Source organism: Erythrobacter sp. JB1-15 (genome assembly GCF_057365035.1).
The window spans coordinates 2,910,386-2,931,073 of record NZ_CP200295.1; the positions used below are offsets into that span (position 1 = coordinate 2,910,386).

The window sequence follows — 20,688 nt, forward strand, 5'->3', positions numbered from 1 at the left end:
TCTTGGCCCTGACGCCGTTTTTTAAGGCCTTACGGCCTCTAATTCACCCGTGAAACTTTGACAGCAGCATCGAACCATTGGTTCCGCCGAAACCAAAGCTGTTGGTCATAACCGTATCAAGCCCGGCATTTTCGACGAGCTGCGTTGCAATCTCTTCAGCCTTCAATTCCGGATCGAGCGTTTCTACATTGATCGACGGGATGATGAAATCATGCTCCAGCGCCAGCAGGCAATAGATCGCCTCTTGCGCGCCCGTTGCCCCCTGACTGTGTCCGGTCATGGATTTGGTTGAGCTGACGGGAGGCGTGCTTCCTTCGCCAAAAACCCGGCGGACCGCTTCGATCTCGCCCACATCACCGACCGGGGTCGATGTGCCGTGCGCGTTGATATAGCTTACCTTGCGGTCTTCGCCCAAGGTTTTGATCGCCCCGCGCATTGCACGCTCGCCGCCCTCACCCGATGGAGCAACCATATCCGCCCCATCGGACGTCGCTGCAAATCCGGTGACCTCGGCATAGATTTTCGCGCCGCGCGCCTGTGCATGCTCGAGGCTTTCTAGCACCACCATCGCGCCGCCCCCGCCAATCACAAACCCATCGCGATCTGCATCAAATGCGCGGGATGCGCGCTCCGGAGTGTCGTTATATTTGCTCGACATCGCTCCCATGGCATCGAACAGGCACGACAGTGTCCAATCCAGCTCTTCGCCCCCTCCGCCGAACACCACATCCTGCGTGCCCAGCGCTATTTGCTGCGCTGCCATGCCGATGCAATGCAGGCTGGTTGAACAGGCCGAGGTGATCGAGAAATTCATGCCCTTGATCTGATACGCCGTCGCGAGGTTCGCGCTGACGGTTGACGACATCGTCTTGGGAACAGCAAACGGCCCGATGCGCTTGGTAGACCCGTTCTTTAGCACGGTTTGATGCGCGGCCAGCATTGCAGATGTCGATGGACCGCCAGACCCGGCAATCACGCCAGTCATCGGATCGACGATGTCTTTTTCTTCAAGCCCGCTATCTGCAATCGCCTGCCCCATCGCGATATGCGCATAGGCCGCACCCGGCCCCATGAAACGAAGCGTGCGCTTGTCGACATGTTCCTTTACATCAAGATCGACCGCGCCCGCAATCTGCGAGCGAAACCCGTGCTGGGCCATATCCTCGTTAAAGGTGATGCCGGATTTGCCAGCTTTCAGCGAAGCGAGCACTTCGGCTTGATTATTCCCGATTGAAGAGACAATCCCCAATCCTGTTACAACAACGCGGCGCATAATCCCCCTTAAGCCTCTGACAAGGCGACTTTCATGTCTTTGACCTGATAAATAACTTCGCCATCAGCTTCGACCCGGCCATCGGCCACACCCATGGTCAGCCGGCGGGTTTGCACAGCTTTGGTGAAATCAACGAAATAGGTCAGCTGCTTGCGATCAGGCCGGACCATGCCGGTCAGCTTCACTTCGCCCACGCCAAGCGCATAGCCGCGCCCCTTCCAACCGCGCCAGCCCAGATTAAAACCAGTAAGCTGCCACAGCCCATCAAGACCAAGACAGCCGGGCATAATCGGGTTGCCGGGAAAGTGGCAATCGAAGAACCACAGGTCAGGCTTGATATCAAACTCGGCAACCACGTGCCCTTTGCCACCCGGCCCGCCATCGCCAGAGATTTCGGTGATCCGGTCCATCATCAGCATGGGCGGTTCGGGCAATTGTGCATTGCCGGGCCCGAACAATTCCCCGCGCGCGCACTTAAGAAGATCCTCGCGATCAAAACTGCTTGGATAATCTGCCATCCTAAAAGCGTCCCACCTGTTGTTGTTTGTACCCTGCGGCGCGCCTAGCACCCCCGATTGCCGAGGAAAAGGGCGCATCCGGTTTCGTAATGGTTTCCGTGATTGGCTAGGGCGCGCTGCTGCACGTTTCAATCGCGCCCGGTTCGGTGCGCGCATCGCCTCTTTCAAAGCGGGCGAAATACCCTTTGATGTCAGGCTTTTCGCTGAACTCGATAAGTTTGTAGCCCACTGCTTCAAATTCGCAAAACAACAAGGCAGGAGGAATACCGTGGCGATTGGTGGGGCGATCAGCTTCAACCACGATGATCTGCCCGGTTTGAGTCAAAGCCGGCCACATCTTCCACAGGAATGCGTAAGGTTCGCCCACTTCGTGATACATGTGGACGAGAAAAATCCGGTCAAAGCTGTCAGCGGGCAGGCGCGGATCATCGACAGCGCCGGGCTTGATCGAGATGTTTTCAAGCCGCTCGTTCTGAACCCGGCGGGCAAGCCGTTCCAGCGCTTTCAGATCGATATCCTGCGCGGTGACCCGGCCTGTTTCGCCCACCCGTTCAGCAAGGCGAACGGTGTAATATCCCTCGCCTGCGCCGATATCTGCGACAGTCATGCCATCGGAGATATTGGCAAGGTCCATCACCTTTTGCGCCTCACCGCGTTCATCGCGGGCGTCTTCGTTCGAGAATTGATTGGAAACAACTTCGGCAACCGGCCGGTCGGGCAGCGGGAATTCAAGCGCGCTTTCGGGCCGCTGGCCATTGTCGCCTGCCTGATTGCAAGCGGAAAGCAGCGCAAATGGCGCCAGGAGCACACAATACAGCACTCCTGCCCGCATCAATCGACATCCTCAATATCAGCCGTTTCGCCCGTCACCTGCTGGGCCAAGGCCGCCGAGATATACCCATCAATTTCGCCATCGAGCACTTTGTCGGGCGAGCTGGAAGTGAATCCGGTGCGCAGATCCTTGACCATCTGATAGGGCTGCAAGACGTAAGAGCGGATCTGGTGGCCCCAGCCAATCTCGCTCTTTTCCTGATATTCGCCGCTGGCGGCCGCCTCACGCTCGGCCATTTCGCGTTCGAACAAACGCGCTTTCAGCATGTTCATCGCGGTTGCGCGGTTCTTGTGCTGGCTGCGATCATTCTGACTGGCGACCACGATGCCGGTGGGCTGGTGCGTGATGCGCACGGCCGAATCGGTCGTGTTCACATGCTGGCCGCCTGCCCCCGATGCGCGGTAAGTGTCGATTTTGAGGTCTGCCGGATTGATCTCAATATCAATATCATCATCAATGACCGGATAGACCCAGACGCTGGAAAAGCTGGTGTGCCGTTTGGCCGCGCTGTCATAGGGGCTGATGCGGACAAGGCGGTGAACGCCGCTCTCGGTTTTGCCATATCCATAGGCGTTCTCGCCTTTGATCAGCAAAGTCGCCGATTTGATCCCGGCCTGATCGCCTGCCTGATATTCAACCGTTTCCACTTTGAACCCGCGCCGTTCTGCCCAGCGCGAATACATGCGGAACAGCATTTCGGCCCAGTCCTGCGATTCCGTACCGCCCGCGCCTGCGTGAATTTCGAGATAGGTGTCATTCCCATCCGCTTCGCCTGAAAGCAGCGCCTGAACCTTATCGGCATCCGCCCGGTCGGCCAGTTTGGCAAGGCTGGCGAGGCCATCATCGATGATGCTTTCCTCATCTTCCGCCTCGCCCATTTCGATGAATTCGATCGCATCGGCCATTTCAGCTGAGATGGAATTGACCGTTTCCACCGCGTTTTCGAGCTGTTTCTGCTCGCGGCTGACGGCCTGGGCTTCCTTGGGATTGTCCCACAATGTCGGATCCTGAACGCGGGCATTCAGCTCATCCAGGCGGCGCAAAGCGCGCTCCCAATCGAGCGATTGCCGCACCAGATCAAGCGCCGCTTCGATCCTGTCGATATGAGCCTGTGCTTCGGCGCGCATCGTTCATACCCTTTACAAAAACAAGAGCGAACCGCTTAGCGGGGCAGGCGTGATTGTAAAGCTTGGCAGGGCGGCTTTGTCGTTCACCTGGAAAGCCTGCGCACTGCCGCCAGCGTCTTTTTGACATGGCCCCGGTAATCCCCGTCCGAATGAACAAAGGCAATGCGGCCATCTCGCGCAATTACATAAGATGTGCGGCTCGACAGACCGGAATTGCCCAGTGCCACATCATAGGCGCCAATGGTCCGGCTGCTCGCAACGCCTACGGGAAAGGCATCGCGGCATTCTTCGCGGCTAAAGCGTTTCAGGGTCGCAATATCATCGTTGGACAAACCGATAACCTGCGCGCCGGCTTTGCGAAAATCAGGCATCGCCTCGGCAAAGGCATTGGCTTCCAAGGTGCAGCCTTTGGTGAACGCCTTGGGATAAAAATACAGGACCACCGGCCCTTGTTTGAGCGCGGCGGTGAGCGAGAAAGTGAACTCATCGCCCGCTACTGCGGCCTTGGTCGATATGGCGGGCGCTCTATCACCTGCGGCAAGCTGGGCTACGGCAGGTGCGGTGAGGAAAACCGCCAGCAAAGCTGCGGTGATCATGCGGAGATGTTTGGTCATATCATTGAAACTCGTCATGCTGTGCCTGTGTTCCCCGCGCGCGGTGCCGCAAGCATCAAAACCGCATCAATAAATGCCGCCCTGATCCTCAACAAAGTCTTCGGGTTCATCGCTGGCTTCTTCCTCGACCACTTGCGCCCCGCGCCTGCCAGCGCGGATCAATGCGAGGATTTCGTCGCGTTTGGCAGCGATTGCGTCGGCTCTTGTCGCGCGGTCAGGTTCGGTATCGGGTTTGAATGCTTCCCAGATGATATCAGCCTTGTCCGCGCCGGATGGCCAGCCATCAAACACCCTTTTGCCCGTGCGGCGATCCACACGGACCATGCGAATGCCTTCGGGCGCGACGGGGGGCAGATCGGCCCATTTGCCGCGCGATTGCTGGATCATGTCCTTGATAATGGGTGCGACAATCGTGCCGCCATAGGCATATCCGCCAAGGTTTTTGGGCGTGTCAAAACCGAGATACGCCCCTGCGATCATTTGCTGCGTACCGCCGATAAACCACACATCTTTTGGCCCGCTGGTGGTGCCCGTCTTGCCGAACAAAGGCAGATCGAGCGAATTGAGCACAGTCGCCGTCCCGCGCGTCACCACACCTTCGAGCATATGCATCGTTTGGAAAGCGGTGCGCGCATCCATCGCCTGGCGGCCTTTCAGACCAAAGCGCGGCATCGCCTCGCCGTCCCATTCGGCCATATTGCAGCCGCGGCAGGTGCGTTCATCCGCACGCCAAATGACTTTCCCGCGGCGATCCTGAACATAGTCGATGACCGTGGGATCATTCAGCCGCCCGTGATTGGCCAAAGCAGCATAGGCCGCAACGATCCGGGAAACGGTCGTTTCCTCCGATCCCAGAGCAGTCGCGGCATAGGGATCGGCATCATCGCTGATCCCGGTCTTGGCAATCATATCGACGACATTGTCCATCCCGGCCTGCATGCCGATCTGCACTGTCATAATGTTCTGCGATTGCTCCAGCCCATAGCGCATCGGAAACTGACCTGCGCGCCCGCCGCGGATGCACTTCTGCCCCTTTGTGCGTCCCTGATAATAGCAGAACCGGCTGTTATCGATCTGGGTCGAAGGGGTCATGCCATTGTCCAGCCCGGTCGCATAGACGAACGGTTTGATCGTCGATCCGGGTTGCCGCATCGCCTGGGTCGCACGGTTGAAATCAGACAAACGGTGATCGAACCCGCCCTGCATCGCGAGCACGCGGCCATATTGCGCATCCTGCACCACCAACCCGCCTTGCGCGCCCGGAATGGTGCGCACACGGTAACCACTCCCTTGCGGAGACACCGCGATCACATCGCCTGTTTTAAGAGCATTGGGCAGGCGCGAAAGGGGCGCTTCTTCCCCATCAGAAAATCCAATAGTCGCAGAACTGCCATTGCGCGCTGTGACTACGCCAACGCGCCAGTCATCGTAATTGATCGAGATATAGGAGCTCGCGAGCTGGCTGGCCCAATTGCCTTCTGACACGTCAATCGTTGCAATCGGACCGGACCATCCGCGCGATCCATGATAGCGGATCAAGCCTTTACGCAGGGCATCACGCGCAGCCTCTTGCAATTCCATATCGAGCGAGGTGCGCACCCACAGCCCGCCGCCATAGACCGAATTGCCGCTATCCTCGGATGTCTCGCCAAATTTGTCGATCAGCTCGCGGCGCACTTCTTCGAGGAAATATCCGGCATCAACGCTGCGCTGTGTGCGCTGGCGGACCAACCCAAGCGGCTGCGCTTTGGCAGCGGACGCTTCGGCAGCGGTGATAAAGCCATTATCCGCCATTTGATCGAGCACAAATCCGCGCCGGGCAATCGCTGCATCCTGCTGCCCTGCCCGGCCATACCGTTCGGGCGCTTTGGGAAGGACAGCCAGAAACGCCATTTCATGCAATTCCAGCTCGCCCACATCTTTATCGAAATAAGCGCGGGAAGCTGCCTGCACTCCGAATGATCGGCGGCCCAGCGGAATTTCATTGAGGTAAAGCTCAAGAATTTCCTGCTTAGTCAATGCCGCTTCGATGCGGCTTGCAAGGATCATCTCTTTCAGCTTGCGCGTGACCGAATATTCATCACCCAAGAGCAGCACTTTGGCAACCTGCTGAGTGATTGTTGAGCCGCCAACCGCGCGCCCGGTGCGCGCGGGGTTCAGGTAATCGAGAACCGCGCCCGCAGTGCCAGTAAAATCCACCCCGCCATGGCTGTAGAAAGTCTTATCTTCCGCCGAAAGATAAGCCTGTTTCAGCTTTTCAGGAAAATCGGCATATTGCAGCTGCACGCGCCGCTCACGGGCATAGGAATGAATGATATCCCCTTCCATCCCGCGCACCACCGTGGGCAGCGGCGTTTCATATTCGAGCAGGCTTTCCGCCTCTGGCAAATCGCGCGCCAGCCACACCCATGCCGCAATCCAGAACGCAATCAGGCAAACGAACAGAACAGCGGCGATTTTGAACAGCCAGCTGGTGCGCCACTTATTGGCAACCCAGCCACCAAAACGCGACACATCGCGGCCCGCGCGAAAGCGGATATAGGCAAATGTGGACAGGTTGGAATTGTCAGTCTCAGTCATTTCGGATGGCCGATAGCATGGCTTTATTGCGCTGCGCTAGGCGCTTTGAACGCCAGTTTAACGCAAGACCGAAAGATGTGGCCCCCATCACTCACCACGCGCATCAGAGCGGCGGGCGAAATAGACCTGAATGGCATTGGCCAAAACGCGGGCATAGGCGGCCTGACCTTCAGCCGTTGTCAGCCGCGCGCGGTCATCGCGATTGGTGACAAAGCCGCTTTCGAACAGAACCGAAGGCACATCGGGACTACGCAATACAGCCAAAGCGGCAGATCGGCGCGAATCGGGGTGGAGCACGATTTCGCCCTCGCCCTCCCGGTTGATAAGCCGCGCAAATTCCGTCGCATCTTCCTGCGTTTGCGCCTGCGAAAGCTCCACCAGGATTGAGCTGACAACTTCGCTTTCCCCCTCCACCGAAATCCCATTCAGACGGTCTGCCTCGTTCTCGCGCGCAGCAAAACGGGCCGCAGCCTCGGATGAAGCATCGGTGGACAAGGTGTAAATGCTCGCGCCTGAAACCGTGTCAAACTCACCTGCAGAATCGGCGTGGATTGAAATGAACAGATCCGCTTCCAGCTGCCGCGCGATCTCTGGCCGATTGCCCAGAACCAGCGTCTCATCCCCGTCGCGCGTTAAGGCCACGCGGATGCCGCCTCGCTCCACCAATTCATCGCGCAAGGCGAGCGCAATCGCGAGCGTGATCGCTTTTTCCTCGATCCGCCCGCCTTCTTCGTCTTCGCCAATCGCACCGGGATCGCGCCCGCCATGCCCTGCATCAATCACCACCAGCGGACGATCAGCCTCCTCGGGTCCGGCAATATCCGGCAGCGCGAAATCGCCGCCTTCTCCCATCAATTCCCAGCGCAAGACATAATCACGCCCCAGAACCGGGACGGGAATGGACACGCCCAGCGCGATCGCCCCTGCGACAATCAACACAGGGCATCCAAGAATTATTAACAGTAAGCTGCGAATGCTCATCGTGGTTAACCGCTTAGGCCGCCGGGCAAGACATGCGCAATAGAGTTGCGGGGTGTAACCCACGGTGCTAGCGTTCAAATTATGAGGTAAGACCAAGCGCGTCACGGACGAGCAGACGGTGAAACCTCTTTTCCAAAGGCCGGATGGTGTTCAAATCCATTGCCGGTCACACAACAGGTTGATGCAGTGACGAGACGCTTCCGCTCGCAAGATTTATCCGTTCGCGCTTTTGGCGCTGGGCGGTTTGCGGGCCTGAGCGCGGACAAGATCCGCACCTCGTTCAAAGCAGACACAGATCTCGCGCACGTTCCCGTTACGGGATTGGGCGCGACTATAGCAATTGGCGCAACGTCACCAAATCCGGCGCGCGCTTTTATCCATCAGACACAAATACAACCCGACCGCACCCGCCGAAAAGCGGTGCGACACCGGGTTTGGAGACAATATAATGGCAACGCGCATGCTAATCGATGCGCGCCACTCGGAAGAGACCCGGGTGGCGGTGCTCAAAGGCAATCGAATTGAGGAATTTGATTTCGAATCTGCCGAACACAAGCAGATCAAAGGCAATATCTACCTGGCCAAAGTCACAAGGGTAGAACCATCACTGCAAGCAGCCTTCGTCGATTTCGGCGGCAATCGGCATGGCTTCCTCGCGTTCAGCGAAATTCATCCCGATTATTACCAGATCCCGGCGGATGACCGGCAGGCGCTGCTTGCCGAAGAAGCCGCAGCCGCCGAAGAAGAAGCGCGTTTGCGCGATGAGGAAGAGGACGAAGGGCACACTCCCGGCGAAGAATACGACGCCGACGAAGAAAGCGCAGAAGCGCTCGCCGAAGATCTCGCCGAAGATGGCCTTGAAGAAATAGACACGTCCGAAAAGGACAAGGTCGCCACTATCGAAGATGGCGCATCAGACGACGATAGCGATGATGCATCGGACGACGATGACGACGATGAGGATGAAGACGAATCATCCGAAGACAAAGATGACGGCGAGGATAAATCGCGCCGGGGCCGGCGTGGCCGCGGACGCCGCCGTCAGGGCGGCAAAGGCAAAGGCGGCAAAGGCCGCAGCCGTGCCAAGGAAGTGGACGAAGTCCGCGCCAAGCGCATGGCTCTGCGTCGCCGCTACAAGATTCAGGACGTTATCCAGCGCCGTCAGGTTGTGCTGGTGCAAGTCGTCAAGGAAGAGCGCGGCAATAAAGGCGCTGCGCTGACAACCTATCTCAGCCTTGCAGGCCGTTACACTGTGCTGATGCCCAACAGCTCGCATGGGGGCGGGATCAGCCGCAAGATCAGCTCTTCATCTGATCGCAAGCGGTTGAAACAGGTTGTGTCCGATTTGTCCTTGCCCAAACAAATGGGCCTGATCGTTCGCACAGCAGGGCTCAGCCGGACCAAAACCGAGATCAAGCGTGACTTTGATTACCTTGCCCGGTTGTGGGACGAAATTCGCGAGACCACGTTGTCCTCTACCGCGCCAAGTCTGGTGCATTCGGACAGCGATCTGATCAAACGCGCGATCCGCGATATCTATAACCGCGAGATCGAGGAAGTCGTGGTCGAAGGGGAAGATGGCTATAAAGCCGCCAAAGCCTTCATGAAAATGCTGATGCCCAGCCATGCGCGCCGGGTGAAAGCCTATTCTGATCCTGTGCCATTGTTCCAGCGTTACGGCGCAGAGGATCAATTGCGCGCGATGTATGATCCTATGGTGCAGCTGAAATCGGGCGGATATCTTATTATCAACCCGACAGAAGCTTTGGTGTCGATCGACATCAACTCGGGCCGTTCAACCAAAGAACACGGGATCGAGCAGACCGCGCTTCACACCAATCTGGAAGCTGCGCGCGAGATCGCCCGGCAATTGCGCCTGCGCGATATGGCAGGCCTGGTGGTGATCGACTTTATCGACATGGAATACAATTCCAATGTCCGCAAAGTCGAAAAAGCGATGAAAGACGCGCTCAAAACGGACCGCGCACGCATTCAGGTCGGCCGCATTTCGGGCTTTGGCCTGATGGAGATGAGCCGCCAGCGTCTGCGCACCGGCGTGCTGGAAGCAACCACGCGCGAATGCCCGCATTGCGACGGCACGGGCCTTGTTCGCACAGCATCTTCAGCAGGTCTATCCGCGCTGCGTCTGATCGAAGACGAAGCGGCCAAAGGCAAAGGCACTGTCATCAAACTGGCAGCCAGCACCGAGGCGGCGATTTATCTCCTCAACGAGAAACGCACCGAGCTGGTTGAGATTGAACAGCGCTACGGCGTGAATGTCGAAATCGCGCCTGAGGGTGAGGATGAAGGCGCGAAAATGGTCGTTGGCAGCAGCGGCCCTCGCCCAACATCGGCTCCCAAGTTTGAGCCCATCGTTGATGATGACGATGAGGACGAGGATCTGCCCGAAGAAAGCTTTGACGAAGACGAGGACGAGCGCCCCCGCAAGAAGCGCCGCCGCCGCCGTGGTGGACGCGGGCGCAACAAACGCAGCGATGAAGGCGGCGATGATAGCGGCGAAAGCGGCGAAAGCGCATCGGATGACAATTCCGATGATGACCGGGCCTCTGACAACACCTCTGGCAATGCCGGTGACAGCGACGATGGCGAGGAAAAGCCGAAAAAGCGCCGCCGCAGAGGGGGCCGTGGTCGCCGCCGCAAATCTGGTGACGAGGCCGGTTCGCAAGGCGAGAATGGCGATGCACAGGCAGCTGAGGAACTTGCCGAACAGGTCAAAGAAGACATGACCGTGGTGGCAGGCCCAGACGATGCACCTCAAACAGCCGAGGCAATGGCCGAGCAAACGGCTGATGAAGCGCCTTCAACAGAGGCACCTGCCGAGGACGAAGCACCGGCAGAAAAGCCAAAGCGCAAACGCGTAGCCCGCAAGAAAAAGGTCGAGCCGAAAGACGCAGAACCTTCAAAAGATGCACCTGCTGAAGCTGACGCCAAGGCAGAGCCGGAGGCAGAGGAAAAGCCCAAGCGCAAACGCGCACCGCGTAAGAAAAAGGTCGAAGAGGCCGAACCTGCGCAGGCCGTTCAGGCTGAACCCGAGGCGCAAAGCGGCGCCGAGAGCGGTGACACGGCTGAAGCGTCAGAGGAGACTGGCAAATCAGGCTCCAAAAAACGCGGTTGGTGGCAGCGCACCTTCGGCGAATAAGATGTGATTCAATGTGAAGCCTGGGCTGTGCGGTGTGACCGCGCCGCCTGGGCTTTCACATTTTTCGCATTCTTACGCCGTCCGTGCGCTTATTTTCGGGCAATGCCCCACTCATTCCAGCCCGCAAATCGGGGTGCTTTGGGCAGATAGCCCTGCCCCTTTGGCTCTACGGAGAAGCCCGCACCGCGAAAGGCTGCGCTGATTGGCCGGGTCAGACGGCAGCCGCCTGCCAACCGGCTCCACACAGGTTCAATTCGGTCCTGCCATTTGGCAATCCCTGCATCAGGCGCGCGGCCATGTTCGAGAAACAGCGCCTGGCCTCCCGGCCTTAATATCCGGCGCATCTCGGCCAGAACCGCCGCCGGGTCATCGACCGAGCACAGCGTGAATGTGCACACCGCAGTGTCAAAAGAGCTGGCGGCAAACGGGATATGCTCGCCCTTTGCAGGCCTAAAATCCGCTTCAACGCCAAGTTCGCGCGCACTTGATCTTGCGCTTTCAAGCAGCCCTTCATGCGGATCAATCCCAGCATAGCTGGTGATGGTCGCCGGGTCATAGAACGCTTGATTGATACCCCCGCCGCAGCCCAGCTCAAACACATCGCCGCGCGCAAGAGGGACAATCGCCGCCCGGCGTTTCATCACCTGACCTTGCGAACACGCGCAGGTGATCAGGCGCGGCATGATGCTCTCATTATACCACGCCTTCAGTCCCACCGCCTGCTCCTCAATCGTGCAATCCTCAAATGCCGCCCGCGGCCGCGCTAATAGCCTCGCGAATGCGCGTCATATCAGCCTCAATGCTTGCGCGTGCATCGTCAATCATCAGCCCGGCCAGATGCGCAATCATCGGCATGGAAAGCCCAATACGCAAACTGCCGCCCCAACCGCCGCTATCAGCCAGCTTAACACATTTCACCGGTTGCCCCAGCCTGATGCCATCAAACGCAAGCTTTGCATGAATGCCTTGCGCATCATCGAATGCCTCAAAGCCGGGCAGTGCGCTCATATCCAATGTCACCAAAGTACGCATTTCAATCGGCATGTCCGGGGTGCATTGCGCCTCACCCGGCCAAACCCGCTTTGCCCCCAAGGGGTGCGCGCAATGCTCCATCACTGCGGTTTCGAAGGCGGCGATGATGTCTGTGACCTGCTGCATTGGTATGCGCTGGAACCGCTCAATCTCGAACACGGCAGCTTCCAGCCTGAGAGCAAGCGAGCGGTTCTCGCTATCCTCCAGCACCGAGGCGCCCGGCCACGCCGCAGGCCATTCCGCTCGCCGGGCAATTGTCTTCAGCCCCTCTGGCAGCGGCGGCGCCTGCGCCATGATTTCAGGAGGCACCAGAGCCCAGCCATTAAACGGCGGCGCGCCCACAAATTTGGACCCCGTCATCAGCACAATCGCGCCGCGCGCCAGATAGGCGGCTATAGCGCTTTGCGTGATCCGCGCCTGACAAGCATCAATAACGAACGTCACCGCATCGCCAAACCGGGCCTGCAAGGCATCAATATCCGCAACGCTCGGCAGGACCAGCCCAGTTTTTGAGCCATGGACCCCGTGGACCAAGCAATGCTTGCCCGCGCGCCCCGCCTGCTCAATCTCTCGCGCCATCGCCTGCGCTATGCTGGCGCTGGAAAGGCCCTTGCCCGCCGCGCATCGCACCGGGATATCGACCATGGTGACATCGCCAAATCCGGGCACAGGCTCGCCTGCGTTAACGCTGATGCCCAAAGCGGTTTCAGCAGCGAAATAGCGCGCGCGGGCTGAATGCACGCAGCCGCTGCCTATTTCATCCGCGCCCAAGAGGACATTGTGCACCCCGCCCGGCGCACGCCCTACGGCGCAGGCAAGCGCCGTATATTCCAGATCCGTCCCTGACGGCGCAAAGACGATCTCAGCCGCCTCGCCCAGCGCAAAAGCAGCCTTGATCCGCGCCGCGCAATTGCCCAGCCACGCGCCATAATCGGGTGCATCCCCCGCGCTTTCCAGCAAATGCGAAAAGGCATCTGCCGAGATATCGTTCACTGTAGAAGACGAGTAGGCCAGCACATCGCGCGGAAAAGGCGCGGACATATATTTGTTGAGGCCCGTATCGTCGCGCAAGGCAATGCGCGCATCACCGCCGGCAGCCAGATCACCGATCAGCTGCCGCTCTGCCACGTCAAACGTTATGCCTGGTAAAGGCCGGTTTAGCCTGATTTGGGTAATAAATGCCGATCCCGAATGGCCATGCCGCTTTGCGCCGCTTCAGCCTTGTGTCCAATGCCCGATTTAGATCGCGCCCTGCCCGCGGTCATGTACGGGATTGGCTTTAACCAAAGGCTGACCACAAGAAAACCGCAAATTGACTGGCGCGCGCCCGCCTGTTTGCCTAGGCCGGGTAAGCTGATCCAAACAAAAAAGAACGAAATCGCAACCATGGTGCAAGCCTTAACATCCGCCCTCACCCCGCTGCGCATTCCCGCTGAGGCCAAAGCCCGGCTTAACGTGCTGTTTCTGGCCAAGAATGCCCTTTGGGAGGGTGACATCCACCCCACCGATGGCAATCATGCGCGCTATCACCGCGAAATGCGCGAAGTGCTCGAAAGGCTCGGCCTTAATCTGACCATCAGCGAGACGCACGATATTCTGTTCGATCCGCCGGGTGATGTTGATTTCGTCTTTCCGCTGCTTAACCGGGCTGGGTTTTTCAATTCTGAAATGCTGGTGCCCTTGCTGTGCGAAAGAGCCGGGCTGCCCTATCTGGGGGCAAGCCCCATCCTGCGCGGATTGTCGGATGACAAACATTTGGCCAAGCGCGTTGCTGCCGATGCGGGCGTGCCCACCGCCCCTTGGGCCGTGTTTCGCAAAGGCGCGCCGGTTACGCCGGAAAAACTGCCCAAAGCCGCGCGTTATGTCGTGAAACCCAACAATTCCTCGGCCAGCTGGGGCGTCGAAGATGCGCATGACTGGGACGGGATCGCCGCCGCGATAGAGCGCATTCACAATGATCCGGACAATGGCGGGCAGGATGCGATTGTCGAACCGTTCCTGAAAGGCAGCGATGTCGAAGTGCCGGTGGTGACAATCAACGGCACGCCGCAAATCATGCCCATGCTGATCTTTCGCCAGGCAGACCCGTCACATCTGCGCACCTATTACGAAAAACGCGACCTGGTGGATCGCAGCCAGAAATATTCACTCGACCCATTTGAAAACCCGCAAATGGTGGATCAAATCGCCAAGCTGACCGCACAGGTTTGGGAAGAATATCGCCCGTTCGATTATGGCCGGTTCGAATTCCGGGTGAACGAGGAAACGGGCGAAATCACGTTTCTAGAGCTCAATCTCAACTGCAATTTGTGGTCCGAAAAAGTCTTCGGCAAAGCGGCTGCAATGGCCGGGTGGACCCAGGAACAGCTGATCGAAACTCTGCTGTCAGAGGCGATGGGACGGCACGGGTTGATTTAAGAGCCAATACGTATTTGATCAGGGGCAAAGAGGACAGTCGGCAGGCGACCCAGTTTCGGCTATTGAACTCGGTTGGGAATTGGGTTGACCGCTGACCGTCTATTTTCAATCTAAGGTAGCCATTTCGCTTTGCGCAGCGCCGTCCGACGACAACATTTGGCGCTGAGCAGTCAGCCCAGATTTCTGTGATCGACGGTCAAAAGAAGTGTTGACTACGACCGTAATCGAGGTAGCGGAGAGAGTAGGGTTCTTGGGAGTTCGACGAATTGAAGACAACAAGTTATGTTGCGCGTACCGCTCTGGTCGTTTGCAGCGGTTTGGTTCTCCTGCATGGATGTTCGCCTCAGGCGACTGTTGCTTCATCTCAACCCAGTATCAGCAATCCATATGCCGATTTAGAGCTAGATTTTGATGCTCTTCTGGCGGAAAACAAAGTTGTCACAGCCGGGGCAGCGATAATCACTGAAGGGCACGTTGCGTGGATTGGAAACTTTGGTGAGCAAGCGCCCGGGATCATGGCCTCCGAACAGACTTTGTACAATGTAGGGTCGATTACCAAAACTGTCGCAGCGGAAACCATACTTCGACTAGTATCGGATGGTACATTGTCGCTTGACGCATCAATGTCACCTGTTTGGATAGATCCCGACCTCCAAGATGACAATCGGCATGAGCTACTAACGCCTCGTGTCGCGCTTACACATAGTACGGGTTTTCCCAATTGGCGGTTCTTTACCGAGAACGGAAAGCTTGCCTTCAATGCCGATCCGGGGACATCATTCACCTATTCGGGTGAAGGGTATGAATATTTGGCAACCTATTCTGAGATGCTAACAGACCAGAAGTTTGAAGCGCTTGTCCAAGAATACGTCTTTAATCCGATAGGCATTGAGAATGCATCGTATAGCATTGACAAGGCCTATTTCGATAACATCGCTCAAGCGAAGGCCCCGGATGGATCCTTTCCAGGACATTATTGTTACCCAAACAACGGGTATTGCCGCTCGGAAGGTAGCTCGACCCCAGCAGACGATTTGGTGATTTCAGTCAGCGATTATGCCTTATTTCTCATCTCGGTGATGAATTCCGACGGGTACGAAAAATCCCTAACTGCTGATAGAGATACAGTGCATGTCAAAAAGAAAGAGGCTGACAGTACAATCCTTTGCGACAGCACAAAATACGCGCAATGCCCGCTTGCTCAAGGGTATGGCTTGGGATGGGAAGTACTCGACTTCGGGGACCGTAAGATTGTTTCCCATGGCGGCAGTGATTGGCACGAGTTAACGCTAGCTTATTTCGATACGCAGTCAAAAGACGGTGTCATCATCTTTCTCAACGCCCCGAGCAAAGACGCTTTGAAGGTCATGCCAAAAGCAATTTCATTGTTGGATGCTGACTCGCCAATGATCGAACTTTACCAGCGTTGGCTACAACAAGCTGAAGCTGCTGCTGGTCCCGATTAAGAGTACACTTTGCTCAGTCAAATTGAAGGTGTTCCCGTCTGGGCAGCTCATCAAGGCCGACGTCCGCTTTCACCCCCAAATACGGTCAAGCCATTTGACAAAGGTGTTCGCCAAAAGCCTACATCTAGAGCGCCTCGCGCCCCAAAATCTCGCAGATCAGGCGGGAACCACCTTGCCGGCGAAATCGAATACCTTCCCGCTGTCCCCAGCATCGAGCCCACAAAGCACAGCAAGCAGATTGTCAGCCGCTTTATCCGGCGGGGTTAGCTGTCCTTCGGGCAGGCCTTTTTGAAAAGGCGCTGATAGATCGCTGTCCACCGTGCCGGGATGCAGGCCCACCACCACGCTTTGCTTGTGAGTGCGGGCCATTTCCAGCGCGAAGTTCTTTATCAGCATATTGAGCGCCGCTTTTGAGGCGCGGTAGGAATGCCATCCGCCAAGCCGGTTATCCGAAATCGAGCCGACCCGCGCAGAGAGCGCTGCGAACACGGACCGATCATCGCGCGCCATCAGGGGCAGCATATGTTTGGCGATGATGGCAGGGCCGATTGTGTTGATCGCAAACACCTGCGCCATCGCGCCCGGATCAAGGCGTTTATACGTCCGCTCTGGCCCGGTGCCATCAGGCAAAGTGAGCACTCCGCTGGCCGCGATCACCCATTCGGGCGGATTACCGCGCATCATGTCTGCGGCGGCTTTTATCGTCGCTTCATCAGCCAGATCGAATGCGAAAGGGGTTATGGCATCGCCTTGCGGAGCCTCGCCTGTCCGAGAGCCTGCATAGACCCGTTCGCAGCCGCCGCGAGCCAGCTGCTCACACAAAGCGCGCCCAATCCCGCCGGTGCTGCCAAAGACTGCGGCAGTGCGCGGATATTTTCCTACTTCACTCATAGAGAGTAAAGCATTGGAATGCGCGCTTGGTTCCCCGCAATCACTCAGCGCTCAGGCGCGAACACGCGGCATTCAGTCACTGGCAAATTGGCCCGAACCAAAGGTTACACATTGGAACACGCATTTGCCGATTTCCCTCAGTTTCTAAAGGCGTTGTCGAAAAGAAGAACTTTTGCAGAATATAGGGGTGAGCGGTCCATGTTGGCGTGGCCGAATGCACCGAAAACACCGAATGCGCGCGCGTCTTGCCTATCGCCTTGCCTTTGGTGCAACCCACAGGCCAAACCACGCAATCGCGTGCCCCTTGTCTCAGGCGGTGGAAACGCTAGTAACAGTGTCAAGACACATGGGATCAGACTGACAATGGCTACTTTCACGCTTCCGAAGAACTCAGTCATCCGCAAGGATGGCAACACGCACAAAGCCGAAGGCGCTGCGCGGGTGAAGAAGTTCAAGGTGTACCGCTACGATCCCGATAGCGGCAAGAACCCGCGTTACGATACGTTCGAGATTGATCTGGATGAATGCGGCCCGATGGTTCTGGATGCCCTGTTCAAGATCAAGAACGAGATCGACCCGACGCTGACGTTCCGCCGGTCCTGCCGCGAAGGGATTTGCGGGTCATGTTCGATGAACCTGAATGGCAAAAACGGCCTTGCCTGCACCACCGCGATTGAGGATCTGAAAGGCGAGATCCGCATCACTCCCCTGCCCCATATGGATGTGATCAAGGATCTGGTGCCCGATTTCACGCACTTCTACGCGCAATACGCCAGTATCCGCCCGTGGCTGCAAACCGTCAGCCCAACACCTTCGGGTAAGGAGCGGCTGCAATCGCCTGAACAGCGCGAGCAGCTGGATGGGCTGTATGAGTGCATTCTGTGTGCTTGCTGTTCAACATCGTGCCCTTCCTATTGGTGGAATTCAGACAAGTTCCTGGGTCCAGCAATCCTGCTTCAGGCCTATCGCTGGCTCGCTGACAGCCGCGATGAGATGACAGGCGAACGGCTCAATGAGCTGGAAGACCCGTTCCGCCTCTATCGCTGTCACACCATCATGAACTGCGCGAATGTGTGTCCCAAGGGCTTGTCGCCAGCCAAAGCGATTGCAGAAACCAAGAAGATGATGGCAGAACGCGCGATCTAAGCTGGGTTAAAGGCGCTTTCCTACTTCCATAAGGCATGGCAGAGGCTGGCGCATGAACACCGCCCCTGACACGATCAACGTCCCCTTCGACTTTCACGCCATAGCGCCTGAAGATGCCGAGGGGGAGCAAGACTGGTTCAGCTGGAACCTTGTCGATCGCACACGCTACAACACCGCCGTGCTGGGCGATATGCGGGTTCGCCGAGAAGGCGATACGTGCCGTTTGCGCATGTATCCCGAACGCCGCCACACCAATCTGGGTGACAATGTGCATGGCGCAGTCACCCTTGGCCTGATCGACATCGCGCTGTTTGCAACCATGCATATGTGCGGCACGGGCGATGCAGGCCCTTCGGTAACGGTCGAGCTTTCCACTCAGTTTGTGGATGCAGGCGACCCTTCGCGGCCGCTTGATGCCGTAAGCGAGATCGTGCGCGAGACTGGCCGGATGCTGTTCGTGCGCGGACAGGCGGTGCAAGGGGACACGATTGTCGCAAGCTATTCGGGCATTGTGCGCAAGATGAAGGCGCGCAAATGACAGGGATAATTGCGCGCTACGAACAGCTGATCGCAGAGGGTCAGCTACAACCCGACGCCGCACAGCAAGCCGCAGCTGAGCGCCTGCAACGCTTGCAGGATGAGCTGGCCGCTTCCCCGCCCTCACGCAGCTGGTTCGAACGGTTGACGGGCACTGCGGCATCGCGCGTAGACCCGCGCGGTGTCTACATGTGGGGCGGAGTGGGACGCGGCAAATCGATGCTGATGGACCTGTTCGTCGAAACGCTCGCGATTGAGAGCAAGCGGCGCGTGCATTTCCACGCCTTTATGCTCGAGGTTGACGCTCTGGTCGCTGAAGCGCGCAAACAGCAGCGTCAGGACCCTCTGATATCGGTCGCACTGGAGCTTGCCGAGAAGACACGCTGCCTGGCCTTTGACGAGATGGTGGTGACCAACACAGCTGATGCAGCGATCATGGGGCGGTTCTTCACTGCCATGATGCAAAACGGCACAGTGATCGTGACAACATCCAATCGCCCGCCGCAAGACCTCTACAAGGAAGGGCTCAATCGCTCGCTGTTTGTGCCTTTCATCGATCTGGTTGAGCAAGAGATGGATGTGGTCGAGCTGAACGGCCTGACCGATTACAGATTGGACCGGATTGGCGGGCTATCCACCTGGCACACTCCCATCGGTGAGGCAGCCACAGCGCAGGTGCGCGAGGCGTTCTTCCGATTGACCGACTTTGCCCCCGAAGATGCCGATCACGTGCCCACGGGCACTTTGGACTTGGGCGGAGGGCGCACTCTGCATGTGCCCAAAGCGCTCAAAGGTGTGGGCGTGTTCAGTTTCAAGCGATTGTGCGCAGAGAACCGCGGAGCGTCAGACTATCTCGCAATTGCCCGCGCGTTCCACACGGTCATTATCGTGGGCATTCCGCAAATGGGTCCGGAAAACCGCAATGAAGCGATCCGTTTCACCAAGCTAATTGATGCGCTGTATGAACACCGCGTAAAGCTGTTTGCAACCGCAGCGGCAGAGCCCGATGGGCTTTACAAGACAGGCGATGGCGCGTTCGAGTTTGAGCGCACGGCGAGCCGGCTAAACGAAATGCAAAGCGATGACTATATGGCTTTGGGCCATGGAGCGCAGGAGGAGGCTGGTGTTTAACGCTTGGCAGTCTAGGCTGCAGCGTTGCGCTCTGCCACTCGGCCTTGAGCGGCAACAAGACGGCTCATCATCTTCAGGTCATGGTCGGTCAATTGCAAAGCGGTGTCCGCCCACATTTCGGTGATGCGGTTCAGTTCTGCTAGCTCAAGGTTCCACACATGCTTGGTCGCCCGGCAAGCGCCGACGATACCCGCATGACGGCGATCCGACTTCTTGATGTAGTCTTGCACAGCCTGGACACCCTCACCCGGCTCTGCAAGAACATGCACAATTCCAAGGTCGTACATGTCCTGAGCGGTGTAAGTCTCGCTCGAAAGGATGATGCGATCCGCCATGGCGCTGCCAAGCTTGCGCGACAACATCGCATGCGCGCCCATACCAGGATAAAGGCCAAACATGATCTCAGGCAGGCCGAACGTCGCCTGCTTTTCGGCAATGATCGTATCAAAGGAGAGCAAAGCCTCAAACCCGCCGCCAAGCGCAGCACCTTGGACAAGGCCCACAGTAACCATCGGAATGTCGAGCGTGCGCAGATTGCGGTCAAGAATGGCGCAGCAGCGGTGGCCGTATCTGACCAATGCATCCCGGTCACGATTGCGGATCAAGCGCTGGAACAGCTCAAGATCGCCGCCATAGCAGAACACATCATTGGCGCGGCTGCCCAACACAAGGTAACGAAGCGGAACGCCGGACCCGCCGAAACTGCCGCCAATAAGCCGCTGCCAAGCTTCGAAATCATCAAGCATTGCGGGCGTGAAACTGGGCCGAAACTCAGGCCGCATGAACGTCCACAAGGTTGCACGCTTATCGTCATACAACACATCAAGCTGATCGAGGTTCAACAGCTCTTGAGGGATCGAGGCGTGAACAAGGCTTTCCGCAAGTGCGTCGTCGTCACCCGTCAAGGGAATTGCGCTGTTGGCGCCAATATCCATACCAGTTCTCCGACCCTCCCCAAGAAATTCAAGGGAAATGGCTCTGA

The 20,688-nt window shown here is 57.6% G+C and carries 17 protein-coding genes; 6 read left to right on the forward strand and 11 right to left on the reverse strand.

The features are described from left to right. Nucleotides 1–43: 43 nt before the first annotated feature. From AC0V6L_RS14075 to AC0V6L_RS14105, 7 genes are all read right to left on the reverse strand, one after another. Nucleotides 44–1,273 carry a beta-ketoacyl-ACP synthase II gene (locus tag AC0V6L_RS14075; RefSeq protein ID WP_486154806.1) on the reverse strand — a complete coding sequence of 410 codons (1,230 nt, stop codon included), beginning with the start codon at nucleotides 1,271–1,273 and terminating at the stop codon, nucleotides 44–46. 8 nt (nucleotides 1,274–1,281) lie between these two features. Continuing rightward, on the reverse strand, nucleotides 1,282–1,791 hold the full coding sequence (fabA, locus tag AC0V6L_RS14080) for a bifunctional 3-hydroxydecanoyl-ACP dehydratase/trans-2-decenoyl-ACP isomerase (protein ID WP_486146355.1): 510 nt from the start codon (nucleotides 1,789–1,791) through the stop codon (nucleotides 1,282–1,284). A 106-nt stretch (nucleotides 1,792–1,897) separates the two neighbouring features. Continuing rightward, complete coding sequence (locus AC0V6L_RS14085) at nucleotides 1,898–2,623, reverse strand: class I SAM-dependent methyltransferase (protein ID WP_486155153.1); 726 nt, start codon at nucleotides 2,621–2,623, stop codon at nucleotides 1,898–1,900. Beyond that, nucleotides 2,623–3,750: a peptide chain release factor 2 gene (prfB, locus tag AC0V6L_RS14090; protein WP_486154807.1), complete on the reverse strand. Its 1,128-nt coding sequence runs from the start codon at nucleotides 3,748–3,750 to the stop codon at nucleotides 2,623–2,625. The genes AC0V6L_RS14085 and prfB overlap by 1 nt, the downstream gene beginning before the upstream one ends. Before the next feature lie 83 nt (nucleotides 3,751–3,833). Next, the gene (locus AC0V6L_RS14095; protein ID WP_486154808.1) at nucleotides 3,834–4,364 is read right to left on the reverse strand and encodes a peroxiredoxin; all 531 of its coding nucleotides are present in this window, start codon (nucleotides 4,362–4,364) and stop codon (nucleotides 3,834–3,836) included. 66 nt (nucleotides 4,365–4,430) lie between these two features. After that, nucleotides 4,431–6,944: a penicillin-binding protein 1A gene (locus AC0V6L_RS14100; RefSeq protein WP_486154809.1), complete on the reverse strand. Its 2,514-nt coding sequence runs from the start codon at nucleotides 6,942–6,944 to the stop codon at nucleotides 4,431–4,433. Nucleotides 6,945–7,031: 87 nt separating this feature from the next. After that, on the reverse strand, nucleotides 7,032–7,883 hold the full coding sequence (locus AC0V6L_RS14105) for an N-acetylmuramoyl-L-alanine amidase family protein (RefSeq protein ID WP_486154810.1): 852 nt from the start codon (nucleotides 7,881–7,883) through the stop codon (nucleotides 7,032–7,034). A gap of 490 nt (nucleotides 7,884–8,373) precedes the next feature. Between AC0V6L_RS14105 and AC0V6L_RS14110 the strand changes: the two genes are divergently transcribed. Continuing rightward, entirely contained in the window at nucleotides 8,374–11,085 is a 2,712-nt protein-coding gene (locus AC0V6L_RS14110) for a ribonuclease E/G (RefSeq protein WP_486154811.1), read from the forward strand. 89 nt (nucleotides 11,086–11,174) lie between these two features. Here AC0V6L_RS14110 and AC0V6L_RS14115 read toward each other — a convergent pair whose 3' ends face one another. Further along, complete coding sequence (locus AC0V6L_RS14115; RefSeq protein WP_486154812.1) at nucleotides 11,175–11,768, reverse strand: class I SAM-dependent methyltransferase; 594 nt, start codon at nucleotides 11,766–11,768, stop codon at nucleotides 11,175–11,177. Between the two features lie 58 nt (nucleotides 11,769–11,826). Continuing rightward, on the reverse strand, nucleotides 11,827–13,245 hold the full coding sequence (locus tag AC0V6L_RS14120) for a hypothetical protein (RefSeq protein WP_486154813.1): 1,419 nt from the start codon (nucleotides 13,243–13,245) through the stop codon (nucleotides 11,827–11,829). A 258-nt stretch (nucleotides 13,246–13,503) separates the two neighbouring features. Here AC0V6L_RS14120 and AC0V6L_RS14125 point away from each other — a divergent pair, with 258 nt between their 5' ends. Next, complete coding sequence (locus AC0V6L_RS14125; protein WP_486154814.1) at nucleotides 13,504–14,535, forward strand: D-alanine--D-alanine ligase family protein; 1,032 nt, start codon at nucleotides 13,504–13,506, stop codon at nucleotides 14,533–14,535. 266 nt (nucleotides 14,536–14,801) lie between these two features. Then, on the forward strand, nucleotides 14,802–16,001 hold the full coding sequence (locus AC0V6L_RS14130) for a serine hydrolase domain-containing protein (RefSeq protein WP_486154815.1): 1,200 nt from the start codon (nucleotides 14,802–14,804) through the stop codon (nucleotides 15,999–16,001). Between the two features lie 156 nt (nucleotides 16,002–16,157). On the opposite strand, the gene AC0V6L_RS14135 is transcribed toward AC0V6L_RS14130, so the two are convergent. Continuing rightward, nucleotides 16,158–16,892, reverse strand: a complete 735-nt coding sequence (locus AC0V6L_RS14135; RefSeq protein ID WP_486154816.1) for an SDR family NAD(P)-dependent oxidoreductase — start codon at nucleotides 16,890–16,892, stop codon at nucleotides 16,158–16,160. Between the two features lie 363 nt (nucleotides 16,893–17,255). Here AC0V6L_RS14135 and AC0V6L_RS14140 point away from each other — a divergent pair, with 363 nt between their 5' ends. Genes AC0V6L_RS14140 through zapE form a run of 3 tightly spaced genes read left to right on the forward strand, consistent with a single transcriptional unit; the run spans nucleotide 17,256 to nucleotide 19,706 of the window. After that, complete coding sequence (locus tag AC0V6L_RS14140; protein WP_486154817.1) at nucleotides 17,256–18,038, forward strand: succinate dehydrogenase iron-sulfur subunit; 783 nt, start codon at nucleotides 17,256–17,258, stop codon at nucleotides 18,036–18,038. A 52-nt stretch (nucleotides 18,039–18,090) separates the two neighbouring features. Further along, complete coding sequence (locus AC0V6L_RS14145) at nucleotides 18,091–18,576, forward strand: PaaI family thioesterase (protein WP_486154818.1); 486 nt, start codon at nucleotides 18,091–18,093, stop codon at nucleotides 18,574–18,576. Then, entirely contained in the window at nucleotides 18,573–19,706 is a 1,134-nt protein-coding gene (zapE, locus tag AC0V6L_RS14150) for a cell division protein ZapE (RefSeq protein ID WP_486154819.1), read from the forward strand. Before AC0V6L_RS14145 ends, zapE begins: the two co-directional genes overlap by 4 nt. 11 nt (nucleotides 19,707–19,717) lie before the next feature. Here zapE and AC0V6L_RS14155 read toward each other — a convergent pair whose 3' ends face one another. After that, the gene (locus tag AC0V6L_RS14155; protein ID WP_486154820.1) at nucleotides 19,718–20,641 is read right to left on the reverse strand and encodes a crotonase/enoyl-CoA hydratase family protein; all 924 of its coding nucleotides are present in this window, start codon (nucleotides 20,639–20,641) and stop codon (nucleotides 19,718–19,720) included. Nucleotides 20,642–20,688 lie beyond the last annotated feature (47 nt).

Bases quoted from the DNA above. Each gene is read 5' to 3' on its own strand.
- AC0V6L_RS14115 (WP_486154812.1), bottom strand. From the start codon at position 11,768: ATGCCGCGCCTGATCACCTGCGCGTGTTCGCAAGGTCAGGTGATGAAA.
- fabA (WP_486146355.1), bottom strand. From the start codon at position 1,791: ATGGCAGATTATCCAAGCAGTTTTGATCGCGAGGATCTTCTTAAGTGC.
- AC0V6L_RS14085 (WP_486155153.1), bottom strand. From the start codon at position 2,623: ATGCGGGCAGGAGTGCTGTATTGTGTGCTCCTGGCGCCATTTGCGCTG.
- AC0V6L_RS14100 (WP_486154809.1), bottom strand. From the start codon at position 6,944: ATGACTGAGACTGACAATTCCAACCTGTCCACATTTGCCTATATCCGC.
- AC0V6L_RS14155 (WP_486154820.1), bottom strand. From the start codon at position 20,641: ATGGATATTGGCGCCAACAGCGCAATTCCCTTGACGGGTGACGACGAC.
- AC0V6L_RS14145 (WP_486154818.1), top strand. From the start codon at position 18,091: ATGAACACCGCCCCTGACACGATCAACGTCCCCTTCGACTTTCACGCC.
- AC0V6L_RS14135 (WP_486154816.1), bottom strand. From the start codon at position 16,892: ATGAGTGAAGTAGGAAAATATCCGCGCACTGCCGCAGTCTTTGGCAGC.
- AC0V6L_RS14075 (WP_486154806.1), bottom strand. From the start codon at position 1,273: ATGCGCCGCGTTGTTGTAACAGGATTGGGGATTGTCTCTTCAATCGGG.
- AC0V6L_RS14095 (WP_486154808.1), bottom strand. From the start codon at position 4,364: ATGACCAAACATCTCCGCATGATCACCGCAGCTTTGCTGGCGGTTTTC.
- AC0V6L_RS14140 (WP_486154817.1), top strand. From the start codon at position 17,256: ATGGCTACTTTCACGCTTCCGAAGAACTCAGTCATCCGCAAGGATGGC.
- AC0V6L_RS14125 (WP_486154814.1), top strand. From the start codon at position 13,504: ATGGTGCAAGCCTTAACATCCGCCCTCACCCCGCTGCGCATTCCCGCT.
- prfB (WP_486154807.1), bottom strand. From the start codon at position 3,750: ATGCGCGCCGAAGCACAGGCTCATATCGACAGGATCGAAGCGGCGCTT.
- AC0V6L_RS14110 (WP_486154811.1), top strand. From the start codon at position 8,374: ATGGCAACGCGCATGCTAATCGATGCGCGCCACTCGGAAGAGACCCGG.
- zapE (WP_486154819.1), top strand. From the start codon at position 18,573: ATGACAGGGATAATTGCGCGCTACGAACAGCTGATCGCAGAGGGTCAG.